The sequence below is a fragment of the Streptomyces sp. GESEQ-4 genome (genome assembly GCF_017948455.1).
Lineage (GTDB): Bacteria > Actinomycetota > Actinomycetes > Streptomycetales > Streptomycetaceae > Streptomyces.
In genome coordinates this window covers 291,431-302,271 of record NZ_JAFFSU010000007.1, presented here as the reverse complement: position 1 = coordinate 302,271, position 10,841 = coordinate 291,431, and the positions used below count along the sequence as shown (strand labels likewise).

Genomic DNA, 10,841 nt, shown 5'->3' with positions numbered 1-10,841 from the left:
GACGTGAGGAGGCCCTACAAGATGCGTGCAACCGTGGGCGACCAGCTTGTCCAGCACGGCAGGGTGGTCGGACAGCACGACAAGGTCGGCGAGATCGTCGAAGTGATGGGACGCGAGGGCAATCCCCCGTACCGCGTCAGGTTCGAGGACGGGCACGAGGGCGTGTGCTCACCGGGACCCGACACCGAGATCCGCCACAAGGAAACCCGACACTGAGCGCTCCGCTGGATGGGCGGCTCGTTTGCTGCGGGTCGGTGGGGGCTGGTCGCGCCCACGCGGCGGTAGCCGCATATCGACACAGCCCCGCGCCTCTGAAGGGGCGCTGTTGCGCGCCGGACCTCACCAGTCCCGCTCCGGGTCCCGCTGCCGCGCACGCCGAGGCCCACCAGGGCAGGATCTTGGCCCGCTCTTGAACACCTTGTCGCCGAGTTCCGGTTCGCCCAGCTTCTTGCGGCAAGGTGAGACGAGTCTCGCCGTCGGCAGACGGGCGTAGCTCTTACGTCACGCACCACTCTGGCGAGCGGCCTTGCGAAGCGAGTCCCACAGGGTGTCGATGTGGTCGGGCAGCGTCGTCGTCGCGCCGATTGCGACGCGAATCGCGAAGTGACCGTTGACCGATGTGTGCGTGAGGAAGGAATGCCCTTCGGCGTTGACCGCCTCCATTGCCGCCTTGGTGGCAGCGTCGTCGGGGCAACCGTCCCGGTCGACGAGGTACAGGCATACGAGTGCGAGTGACGGCGGGGTGGCCAGGGCGAAGCCCGGCTCGCTCTCGATCCTGCCGGCCAGGGAGTCGGCCATGGCGACGTGGCCGCGGATGCTTTCGCGCAGGCCTTCCAGCCCGGCGCCGTGCACCACCGACCAGATCTTCAACGCACGCATACGACGGCCCAGCGGGACCTGCCAGTCGCGGTAATCGATGACTTCGCCCGATTCCGTCGCAGCGTTGCGCAGGTACTCCGGCGTGATGGACAGCGCTGTCGGCAGCACTCGGGCATCCCTCACCCACATGAAAGAGGCATCGAAGGCGGTGTAGAACCACTTGTGTGCGTCGGTGCAGAACGAGTCGGCAAGCTCCGCTCCGTCCAGGAGCCAGCGGAACTCGGGACACAACGCCGCGACTCCCGCCCACGCGGCGTCGACGTGCACCCACGCCTCGTATTCACGTGCTGCCAGGGCGACGTCTCTGACGGGGTCGATGGCGCCCGTGCCGGTTGTTCCCACGGTCGGACAGACCATGACCGGCCTCTTTCCGGCGGCTGCGTCCTTGGCCAGCATGTCTGCCAGGGCATCCGCCGACATGGACAGCGTGCCCTGGGTAAAAGGGACGATCCGCAATGCTCGTGCGCCGAGCCCGGCCACACGCACGGCCTTGGCCAGTGACGAGTGGGTCTCGGCAGTGACGTACACCGTCTCGGTGCCGTCCACGCCGTGTTCGCGCCAGTCCGGGTTGCTGCGCTGCAGCGCAGCCAGCAGCGCCACCAGAGACGCCGACGAGGCCGAATCCTGCAGCGAACCGCCTCCGCCCCCGGCGAAAGTGAACTCGCGACCAAGTCCCAGCGCGTCCGCCAGGCCGTCGAGCAGGACCTGCTCGATCTCCGTCCCGGCCGGCGATGTTGACCAGAGCATTCCCTGCGCTCCGATCCCGCCCGATGCGATGTCACCGAGGAGCGACAGCAGTGACGCGTTCGCTGGGAAGTAGCCGAAGAACCCTGGGTGCTGCCAGTGGAGCGACGAGGGAACCACCACGTCGTTGAGCAGGGCGACGAGATCATCGCCCAGCGCCTCGGACGGCTGCTCAGGCAGTTCACGAGGAAGCTGAGCCTTCACGGAGCCCGGTGAGACATTCGGCTGCACGTGCAGGGAGGGGAGCGAAGTGCGGTATTGGGCGACCCAGTCGACCAGTTGGTGGCCCTGGCGGCGGAATTCATCAGGCTCGAGATCAGGCACGCTTTGTCCTATGAGGTCGTGATGGTCATGACGAGGGCTGGACGCCTACCTGGGCGCCGGGGATCAGGTGCGGGTGCCGCACCAGAGCCTTCCGTCTACAGTTGTAGATTAATAGCTCCAATGTAGCCCCTCACCGGGTTGCCGGGAAGGGGGCGCCAAGTGCGTCGCTGAGCCCTTGAACGTTCTCAGTTCGGCCGCAATGGTGCTGACCACAGCCACCAGCATGCGGACGCCTACCCGTTGGTAAGGTTTCACCATGCCCAAGATCGTGGACCACGACGCGCGGCGTGAAGAGATCATCGAAGCTGTATGGCGCCTTGTCGCGCGGCGAGGATTCGCGGCGCTGAACATGCGGGATCTCGCCGCCGAAGCGGGATTCACCAACGGTGCGCTCGCACGATACTTTCCCACCAAAGCAGCAATTCTGCGGGCCGCGCTGGAGCGCGCCAACGCAGCCACCGAGCAGCGGGCCGCCCGCACCATCGCCGGCATCAACGGCGTGAACGCGTTCCGCAAGTTCTGCATCGAGATCATGCCCCTGGACGACGTGCGTCTCAATGAGGCCCGCGTTGTCATCGGCTTCTGGAACTACGCGGTAGCCGATGAGGAACTGATCGACGTCTACGACCAGGCAATGTCGCGCTGGCGCGATCAGATGCTCTCGTATCTGCGCACTGCGGCTGAAGCGGGAGAGATCAACCCGTCCTGCGATCTCGATGCGTTCTTGGACCTTGTGATGGCCACGCTGATGGGACTCCAGATCAACGCGATCTTCGCGGCTCGCCTGACCACACCCACCCGCCAGTTGCGGATACTCGACGGACTCATCGCGGGGTTGCAGACCGGCACTTCATGAGCACACAGGCGCAGAAGGATCTTCCAGGCACCCATCCTCGGTCACCGCGAGGTGCGTCACGAGCAGCGCCACCACACCGGTCACCTCGCCCTCGTCGAACAGGAAGACATACGCCGAGGGCTCCAGCGGGTTGAAGTCGTCCGGCGCGCTCATCGCGTGCGCCAGCACAGCGATCGACGCGTTCACCAAGGAGGCGAGCAGAAAGGCGATGAAAACAACTCCAGTTCGTGAAAGGGGACATGGTCAGCTCCTGGGACTGCTGGTCGCGTCCAGGCGCGGAGGGAGACGGTCGGAAGCGGCGTCGCCACGGCTGTCGAACGCGTGTCGTGTCGCAGCGATGAGGTAGGCGAGGGCGGCCGCGAAAACCAGCAGAGTGGTCCAGCCGTTCAGGCGCAGGCCAAGGATGTGGTGGGCCTCGTCGACCCGCAGGTACTCGATCCAGAAGCGGCCGACGCAGTAGGCGGCGACGTACAGCGCGAACGAGCGGCCCCGGAAGCGGCGGTCCGCCCACATGACCAGGGCGGCCACACCGAAACACCCCAGCGACTCGTACAAGAAGGTGGGGTGGTAGGTGGCCAGGTCGGCTGGCCCGAGAGGTCCATGACACCCTGACCCAGGGCTTGGCATCCATCTCCCTGCTGCTGGACGCCGCACGCGACGACCTGCCACCCGGCTCTCCAGCGGCCCGCCGCGTCGAGCAGGCCATGCGGACGGCCCGGGACAACCTGGTCGAGAGCCGCCGCCTCGTGCAGGCGCTTCGCCCGGCGCCGCTGGACCGCACGCACCTGGCGGAAGCGGTCCGCGAGCTCACTGCCCGGCTGACGGAGGAGACCGGCATCGAGGCTTACACGGTCGTGACCGGCCGACCGGTCGCCCTGACTGCCGGCAGCGAGGGCGAGTTGCTACGGGTCGTGCAGGAGGCGCTGACCAACGCCCGGCGGCACGCCCACGCGGCGAGCGTGTCGGTCACGCTGTCCTACCTCGGCGACGCCCTGGCCATCGACATCCAGGACGACGGCACCGGTTTCGCACCCGCCGCCCGGCATGCCGGCATCGGTCTGATCACCATGCGCGAGCGCATCGCCGCCCTGGACGGCACGTTCGCGCTGGAAAGCGTCGCGGGCGAGGGTACGACCGTCGCCGTCACGGTGCCGCTCCCGATCGGGCCTTCGGTCTCCGTCCCTGTCGAGCCCTCGGCCTCCGCACCGTCACCCGCGGCCGGTACCCAGCGGATGGCCCCGGCGTCATGAGCACTTCGGCCACTCCCTCCATCCGGGTCCTCCTCGCAGACGACCACCCCGTGGTCCGCGACGGGCTGGCCGCCCAGCCCGACCTCACGGTCGTCGGCGAAGCCGCCACCGGTGCCGAGGCAGTGCGCCGGACCGCGTCACTGGCACCCGATGTCGTCCTGATGGACCTGCAGATGCCCGGCATGGACGGCACCGCCGCGACCGCCGCCATCCGCGCCGCCCACCCCGAGGTGCGGGTCCTCGTCCTGACCACCTACGACACGGACGCCGACATCACCGCCGCCATCGATGCCGGCGCGGTCGGCTACCTGCTCAAGGACACCGGACGACACGAGCTGTGCGAGGCCGTGCGCACTGCGGCCCGGGGAGGAGCGGCACTGTCCCCCTCGGTGGCCGCCAAGGTCCTCGCCCATCTGCGCGGCGACCGGAGTGCCGGCCTGGCCGGCCGGGAACTCGAAGTTCTGTCCGCCGTGGCCCGCGGGCAGAGCAACAAGCCTGCTGCACATCTACACCAAGCTCGACGTCGCCGACCGCACCGCCGCCGTCACCGCCGCACTGGGCCGCGGAATCATCCGCATCGACTGAACGCCGCTCAGGTCGCTGCGTGGGCGTCGGTTGCCTCGTCGACTCCTGCCGCGAGTGCGACAGTTGCAAGGCTGGCCTGAAGCAGCCCGACTCAGCCTGCCGGCGGGCGTTGAGCCCGGCTGCTCTGCAGGGCCTGCCCCTCCATCATCGGGGCGTCCGCGCCGGCCGCTGGTAGTGGTCGGCAACCACCCGGGCCATGGACCCGGTCTTGTCCTCCCTGACCTCCCTGGCCGCGAAGAACACGTGCCCCCGCGCCTCCGGGTGCTCCTTGGCCAGGGTGAGGTGTCGGGACAGTTCGGCCGGGTCCTGCCAGGCCGCGGGCTGTGCCGGGTCGCCCGCCTTGTAGAGCGCCTCGCCGACGTACAGCCGGGTCCCGCTGCCGCGCACGGCCGAGGCCCACCAGGGCAGGATCTTGGCGTAGTCGGCCGCGGCGAGGCCGATGTTCCAGTACAGCTGCGGGCAGATGTAGTCGATCCAGTTCTCGCGGACCCACCTGCGGGTGTCGGCGTACAGGTCGTCGTACGTCTGCACCCCCGCCCGGGTGTCGGAGCCGAGTGGGTCGGTGGCGGCGTTGCGCCACACCCCGAAGGGGCTGATCCCGAACTGGGTGCCCGGCCTGAGCGACTTGATCCGGGCTGCCATCTCGCCCACCAGCCGGTTGATGTTGTCCCGCCGCCAGTCGGCCCGGTTCCCGAAGCCGCCGCCGTACAGATCGAAGGCGGCGGCGTCGTCGAAGGTCTGGCCCGCCACCGGATACGGGTAGAAGTAGTCGTCGAAGTGCACGGCGTCGACGGGGTACTTGCGCACCGCGTCGAGCATGGCCTCCTGGACGAAGGCGCGGACCTCGGGCAGCCCCGGGTTGTAGTAGAGCTTCCCGCCGTACGTCACCACCCAGTCCGGGTGCTTGCGCGCGGGGTGCGAGGCGGCGAGCCGCTGCGGGTCGGTGTGATTGGCGATGCGGAACGGGTTGAACCAGGCGTGCAGTTCCAGGCCCCGGGCATGCGCCTCGGCCACGGCCGAGCCGAGCGGGTCCCAGCCCGGGTCCTTGCCCTGGGTGCCGGTGAGGTACTGCGACCAGGGCTCGTACGGCGAGGGCCACAGCGCGTCGGCCGTCGGGCGGACCTGGAAGATCACGGTGTTGAGGCGGTTGCGGACCGCGGTGTCGAGGTGGGTGATCAGTTCCGCCCGCTGCTGGGCCGGGCTCAGGCCCGCCCGGGAGGGCCAGTCGCGGTTGGCCACGGTCGCCAGCCACATGCCGCGCATCTCGCCCGCCGCCGCCCGCGGATGGCGCGGCACGGCCGACGCACTCGACGCCGGCGTGAGGGCCGCCAGCGCCGCCACCGCGAACGCCCGACGTGACAACCGTCCCATCTGTACACCCCATACGCTGCGGACCCGCTCGGTCACGGATCGTCTCCGCGCCCCAGGATGCCCGCACCCCGGCGATCGATCATCGATACTTACGGGTAACGTGCACGATCGGAGCAGGCTCCACACAAATGGCGGCCTGTCGCAGGCGTCGATCAGTAAGGGGACGATGTGACCGACATCCAACGCGTCGGAGTCGTGGGCTGCGGACAGATGGGAGCGGGCATCGCCGAGGTGTGCGCCCGCGCCGGACTGGACGTGATGGTCGCCGAGACCACCGGCGAGTCCCTGGAGATCGGCCGCACCCGGCTGCTCAACTCCCTTTCCAAGGCGGCCGAGCGCGGCAAGATCACGGCGGAGGAGCTGGAGGCGACGCAGGCTCGGCTCGGCTTCACCACCGACCTCGGCGAGTTCGCCGACCGCGACCTGGTGATCGAGGCCGTCGTCGAGAACGAGCAGGTGAAGACCGAGATCTTCCAGGTGCTCGACCAGGTCGTGACGCGCCCGGACGCGATCCTCGCATCCAACACCTCCTCCATCCCGCTGGTGAAGCTCGCGGTCGCCACCTCGCGGCCCGACCACGTCATCGGCATCCACTTCTTCAACCCGGCCCCGGTGCAGAAGCTGGTCGAGCTGATCCCCGCGCTCACAACCTCCGAGGGCACGCTCAGCCGTGCGCAGGGCTTCGCCGAGAAGCTGCTCGGCAAGCACGCCATCCGCGCCCAGGACCGCTCCGGCTTCGTGGTCAACGCTCTGCTGATCCCGTATCTGCTCTCCGCGATCCGGATGTTCGAGTCGGGCATCGCCAGCCGCGAGGACATCGACAACGGCATGGAACTCGGCTGCGCCCACCCGATGGGCCCGCTGAAGCTGTCCGACCTGATCGGCCTGGACACGGTCGCCTCGGTGGCGTATTCGATGTACGAGGAGTACAAGGAGCCGCTGTACGCCGCTCCCCCGCTGCTGCAGCGCATGGTGGACGCCGGCCGGCTGGGCCGGAAGTCGGGGTCGGGCTTCTACACCTACGGCTGATTACAGACGGTCAGATTCCGGCCAAGTACACGGGCCCGGCACCGAAGAGGTGCCGGGCCCATGTCATTCACACACCGTGTGCGCACCGGGCTCGCATATGCCCCTCGCACACTCTCCCCACACGCCCACCAGGCGAGTTCACTTTGTCTGCGCATGCCAGGGATGGAAACGACTACGGAAAGGAGCGGACTCGTGACCGCCGATCCCGAGCATCCGGTCGTAACCGGTGAACTCGCAGAGTTACGACGTCGTCTCGACGTCGCCTACGCCCGCGTGGAGGGCGACCTGGCTCTGCTCACGCACCGTACCGAGGAGTCCGCCAAGGAACTCGACGAGCTGAACACCCGGATCAACACACTGGAACACGCGCGCTGGCCGCTGCCCGCGGTCGCCGCCCTCACCGCCGTGGGTGCTCTCGTCGTGGCGATCTGGCAGGCGGTAGGGCATTGATCAGGGACGTCGCATCAGGGCAAGGCGTCCTGCCCCAGCCTGAGGTGGTGCAGCATCAGTAACGCGGCCGCCATGTTGGCGGCCGGGACCTCCCCACGGGCGATCATGTCGGGGACGAGTTTGAGGGGGACCCACTCCCGGCGGTCCGACTCGAAGTCGTCCACGGGGTGGCCGATGTACTCGCCCTGGTCGGCCCAGTAGACGTGGTGCCGGGCGTCGGTGAGCCCGTTGGACGGCTCCACGGTCATCAAGTGGCGCAGCGGTCCCGGCCGCCATCCGGTCTCCTCCTCGAGTTCCCTGGCGGCCGCGCGGGCGATGTCCTCGCCGTCCTCGACGACGCCCGCCGCGAGTTCCCACCCCCAGCTGTCGGTGATGAAGCGGTGGCGCCACAGGAGGAGCACTTCATTGGCCTCGGTGACCACTGTGGCCACGGCGACCGGCCGCAGCCGTATGAGGAAGTGGTCCAGGTGCCGGCCGTCGGGCAGCTCCACGTCTGCCAGATTGACGGTGAACCAGCGGTTTTCATACACAGTTTGTTCGTTCTGTTTCGTCCACTGCACGGTTCTGCCACCTTCCATCGAGTAAGTGGCAATATCGCAGCAGGGACTATGAGTGTCGGTGTTCCAGCGCCCGATTACAGCGGTACGCGCAGTGCCCCATCGATGAGTTCGGCGGCCTCGGCCGTGCCCGCGCAGCCGCTGCGCATCAAGTGCTCACGTACCGCCCGGAGTCTGTCGCGCAGCCGCTGGGACTCCATCCCCCGGGCCTGTTCGGCCATCTGCACCGCGGTGGCCACCGCCTTGTCCGCGTTGCCCTGCCGCAGCTCGATCGTGCTGAGCATGGCGAGCCGGTGCACTCGCCCGCGATCGTGGGCCGGGTTACCGACAGCGGCCGCGGCATGCTCCCCCGCCGCCGCCAGTTCACCGAGGCTGAGAAGCGCCTCAGCCACCTGGACGTTGACGAGTCCCGGCTGGACATAGCCCGTCTCGTCGGGCTCGTATCCGCGCCGGATGCGTTCGGCGGCCGTCTCGGCACGCCGGATGCAGGACAGGGCGCTCGTGCCGTCGCCCAGGTGCGCGTACGCCTTCGCCTGCATCGCGTACAGGTCGGAGGCGAGAGCCGGGGTGATGTGCTTGCCCGCAGCCCGCAGCGCGGCCTCCGCGAAGGCCACGGCCTGGCGGTGCTCCCGCATGAACAGGGCCTGGTTGACGAGGAGCGCGATGATGTACGCCCCGAGCCCCCGGTCCCCGCTGGCCTTCGCCAGCCTCAGCGCCTGGTGGAAGTAGCGCTGGGCCAGCCCGTGGGCGTCGGAGTCGTACGCGCAGATCCCGGCGATCGCCACCAACCCGCCGGTGGCCCGGTGTACTTGGCGGCCGGTGGCGTCGGTGTAGCTGCCGCGCAGCAGCGGCGCGGCCTCGGAGTTGAGGAAGCCGACGATCCGGGTGCGGGTCGCTATGCCGCCGGCCTTGCGGTACATCTGCTCGTAGTGCGTACGGGCGGCGCGCAGCATCTCCAGGTCGGAGGGGGTGACCCGGTGCCGTCCGCCGCGGGAGACGTCGACGTCCTCGGGCGGGTTCTCCCACTCCCAGACCGGCATCACGGCGGGCGTGCCGGTGACGGCGGGGGCGCCCAGGATGTGCGGGCGTTGCTGTTCGTCCGAGCGCCACAGCGCGGTGGCCCGCTCGACGAAACCGGACAGCGAGGTGCCGTGCGGGGTGGACGGTTCACCGGGCACGCCGAGGCCGATGTCGTCGAGGGTGACGGGGCGTTGCAGTCGGGCGGCGAGTACCTCGCAGATCAGGTCGGGGACCTGGCCGCGGGGGCGCTGGCCCTTCAACCACCGCGCCACGGCGGTGTGTTCGTACCTGAGCGCGAGGCCGCGGGCCCGTCCCGCCTGATTCACATGTGCGGCCAGTCCCGCGTGCGAGACCCCCGCCTCGTCCAGGATCGCGTCGAGCAGAGTGTTGGGCTGCATGGGTTGCCCCCCGGGTGGCTCGGTGGCGTCAGATTAGTGGTTCCGTCTTCACACGGGGTGTGAACCGAGTGCGCGAATCCGCACCGTGCGTGCGCTGTTGCGGAGAGTTGCCGACCGGTTGACTGAAATGCCTCGTCAGAGGCCGGCCGGGCCGCCGGCTCCCCCTCGTACAGTGCGGCGGCCCTGCCGGGGGCTTGGCGGTGCGACTAAGCGCCGTTCAGTGGAGGTTGTTTGTCGGCAGCCGGTGCGTGGGGGCTGGTCGCGCAGTTCCCCGCGCCCCTATAGGCATGTTGCGCTGCACGTTGGTTCGGTCGTTCTGTAGGACCAGCAATGCCACGTCGTCCGTGAGTCTGCCCGCTGTGTGGCGCAGGAGTTGGGTGAAGACTGTGCCCAGGAGGGGCTGGGGGGTGTTCACGCCGTCGCTGAGGGCCTCTGTGAGTACGGTCGGCAGTGGGAAGAACCGGCCATGAGCGTCTCGGGCGTCCTCGGCGCCGTCCGTGTAGAGGAACAGTGCCTCTTCGGGGCGTAGTTGGCCGCAGCGTACGGCGGGCAGGTCGGCCGGGAGGGGGAACGGGCCCAGCGGGGGCAGGGGGTCGGCGTGGGTGAGGGGTTCCACGTGGGTGCCGGTGAGGCGGTACGGCCAGGGGTGGCCGCAGTTGAGGGCGTGCATGTCGCCGTCCGGACCGATCTCCAGGAGCAGCACCGTGATGAACTCCTCGGCCACCGGGCTGTCGGGCGCGGCGCGGGCGCGCTCGCGCAGATGCCGGGCCAGCGCCCGCTCCAGCCTGCGCAGCACACCACCGAGGTCGGGCTCGTCGTGCACGGCCTCACGGAAGCTGCCGAGGACGGCGGCGACGGTGCCGATGGCGGTCAGACCGTGTCCGCGTACGTCGCCCATCACCGCCCGTACGCCGTGCTCGGTGGCGATCACCTCGTACAGGTCGCCGCCGATGACCGCGCCGCGCTCCGCGGACAGTTGGGCGGCGGCGACGTGCAGCCCGTCGATGCGGGGCGGCAACGGCCGTAGCAGCACACTCTGGGCGGCGCCCGCGACCCGGCGCACCTGCCGCAGCTCCCGCAGCAGCGCCTGCCGGACATGGACGATCAGGCCCGTCCCGACGGCGAAGAAGACGGCGCTGGTGACGATGCGCGCCCCGAACCCGTTCTGCTGGGCGAGCGGACAGGCCATCTTGTACGTGATCGCTATGGCGCCCCACACCGTCGGCAGCCCGATCGCGAGCACCCGGCGCCCCGGCCTGCGGGGAACCCCAGCATTGATGCGGTTCATGCCGATGGCCCCCCAATAGGCCCTGACAGCACAGAATCGGACCGGCCCCGAAAGACCGGTCCGATTCTGTCGACCGCATGGCCAGGAAGA

At 69.1% G+C, this 10,841-nt stretch carries 13 protein-coding genes; 6 read left to right on the top strand and 7 right to left on the bottom strand.

Annotated features, from left to right (window positions below):
* The first annotated feature begins 21 nt into the window (after nt 1-21).
* Nucleotides 22-216 carry a DUF1918 domain-containing protein gene (locus KCH48_RS16935; RefSeq protein WP_210574947.1) on the top strand — a complete coding sequence of 65 codons (195 nt, stop codon included), beginning with the start codon at nt 22-24 and terminating at the stop codon, nt 214-216.
* A 285-nt stretch (nt 217-501) separates the two neighbouring features.
* Here KCH48_RS16935 and KCH48_RS16930 read toward each other — a convergent pair whose 3' ends face one another.
* Complete coding sequence (locus KCH48_RS16930) at nt 502-1,947, bottom strand: aminotransferase class V-fold PLP-dependent enzyme (RefSeq protein ID WP_210574946.1); 1,446 nt, start codon at nt 1,945-1,947, stop codon at nt 502-504.
* A gap of 256 nt (nt 1,948-2,203) precedes the next feature.
* Between KCH48_RS16930 and KCH48_RS16925 the strand changes: the two genes are divergently transcribed.
* The gene (locus KCH48_RS16925; RefSeq protein WP_210574944.1) at nt 2,204-2,803 is read left to right on the top strand and encodes a TetR/AcrR family transcriptional regulator; all 600 of its coding nucleotides are present in this window, start codon (nt 2,204-2,206) and stop codon (nt 2,801-2,803) included.
* Here KCH48_RS16925 and KCH48_RS16920 read toward each other — a convergent pair.
* Nucleotides 2,798-2,992, bottom strand: coding sequence for a hypothetical protein (locus KCH48_RS16920; RefSeq protein ID WP_210574942.1), 195 nt, complete (start codon nt 2,990-2,992; stop codon nt 2,798-2,800). The two genes, KCH48_RS16925 and KCH48_RS16920, sit on opposite strands and share 6 nt — an antisense overlap.
* A gap of 54 nt (nt 2,993-3,046) precedes the next feature.
* A complete protein-coding gene (locus KCH48_RS16915; protein ID WP_374104687.1) occupies nt 3,047-3,358 on the bottom strand; it encodes a prolipoprotein diacylglyceryl transferase family protein in 312 nt (103 codons plus the stop codon).
* 65 nt (nt 3,359-3,423) lie between these two features.
* Between KCH48_RS16915 and KCH48_RS16910 the strand changes: the two genes are divergently transcribed.
* Both KCH48_RS16910 and KCH48_RS16905 read left to right on the top strand, forming a co-directional pair.
* On the top strand, nt 3,424-4,053 hold the full coding sequence (locus tag KCH48_RS16910; protein ID WP_246885385.1) for a sensor histidine kinase: 630 nt from the start codon (nt 3,424-3,426) through the stop codon (nt 4,051-4,053).
* On the top strand, nt 4,050-4,718 hold the full coding sequence (locus KCH48_RS16905) for a response regulator transcription factor (protein ID WP_307840895.1): 669 nt from the start codon (nt 4,050-4,052) through the stop codon (nt 4,716-4,718). Before KCH48_RS16910 ends, KCH48_RS16905 begins: the two co-directional genes overlap by 4 nt.
* Nucleotides 4,719-4,782: 64 nt before the next feature.
* On the opposite strand, the gene KCH48_RS16900 is transcribed toward KCH48_RS16905, so the two are convergent.
* The gene (locus KCH48_RS16900) at nt 4,783-6,009 is read right to left on the bottom strand and encodes a glycoside hydrolase family 10 protein (protein ID WP_210574941.1); all 1,227 of its coding nucleotides are present in this window, start codon (nt 6,007-6,009) and stop codon (nt 4,783-4,785) included.
* 168 nt (nt 6,010-6,177) lie between these two features.
* On the opposite strand from KCH48_RS16900, the gene KCH48_RS16895 reads away from it, so the two are divergent.
* Nucleotides 6,178-7,038: a 3-hydroxybutyryl-CoA dehydrogenase gene (locus KCH48_RS16895; RefSeq protein ID WP_210574940.1), complete on the top strand. Its 861-nt coding sequence runs from the start codon at nt 6,178-6,180 to the stop codon at nt 7,036-7,038.
* A gap of 192 nt (nt 7,039-7,230) precedes the next feature.
* Nucleotides 7,231-7,488 (top strand): hypothetical protein, encoded by a 258-nt coding sequence (locus KCH48_RS16890; RefSeq protein ID WP_210574939.1) that lies wholly within the window; start codon nt 7,231-7,233, stop codon nt 7,486-7,488.
* A gap of 14 nt (nt 7,489-7,502) precedes the next feature.
* Here the strand turns inward: KCH48_RS16890 and KCH48_RS16885 are convergent, their stop codons facing one another.
* The 3 genes from KCH48_RS16885 to KCH48_RS16875 all read right to left on the bottom strand — a co-directional run bounded on the left by KCH48_RS16885 (nt 7,503) and on the right by KCH48_RS16875 (nt 10,751).
* Entirely contained in the window at nt 7,503-8,048 is a 546-nt protein-coding gene (locus tag KCH48_RS16885) for an NUDIX hydrolase (RefSeq protein ID WP_210574938.1), read from the bottom strand.
* 74 nt (nt 8,049-8,122) lie between these two features.
* Nucleotides 8,123-9,463 carry a transcriptional regulator gene (locus KCH48_RS16880; RefSeq protein WP_210574936.1) on the bottom strand — a complete coding sequence of 447 codons (1,341 nt, stop codon included), beginning with the start codon at nt 9,461-9,463 and terminating at the stop codon, nt 8,123-8,125.
* A gap of 217 nt (nt 9,464-9,680) precedes the next feature.
* The gene (locus KCH48_RS16875; RefSeq protein WP_210574934.1) at nt 9,681-10,751 is read right to left on the bottom strand and encodes a PP2C family protein-serine/threonine phosphatase; all 1,071 of its coding nucleotides are present in this window, start codon (nt 10,749-10,751) and stop codon (nt 9,681-9,683) included.
* Between the last annotated feature and the right edge of the window lie 90 nt (nt 10,752-10,841).

Bases quoted from the DNA above. Each gene is read 5' to 3' on its own strand.
- KCH48_RS16935 (WP_210574947.1), top strand. From the start codon at position 22: ATGCGTGCAACCGTGGGCGACCAGCTTGTCCAGCACGGCAGGGTGGTC.
- KCH48_RS16925 (WP_210574944.1), top strand. From the start codon at position 2,204: ATGCCCAAGATCGTGGACCACGACGCGCGGCGTGAAGAGATCATCGAA.
- KCH48_RS16905 (WP_307840895.1), top strand. From the start codon at position 4,050: ATGAGCACTTCGGCCACTCCCTCCATCCGGGTCCTCCTCGCAGACGAC.
- KCH48_RS16900 (WP_210574941.1), bottom strand. From the start codon at position 6,009: ATGGGACGGTTGTCACGTCGGGCGTTCGCGGTGGCGGCGCTGGCGGCC.
- KCH48_RS16880 (WP_210574936.1), bottom strand. From the start codon at position 9,463: ATGCAGCCCAACACTCTGCTCGACGCGATCCTGGACGAGGCGGGGGTC.
- KCH48_RS16875 (WP_210574934.1), bottom strand. From the start codon at position 10,751: ATGAACCGCATCAATGCTGGGGTTCCCCGCAGGCCGGGGCGCCGGGTG.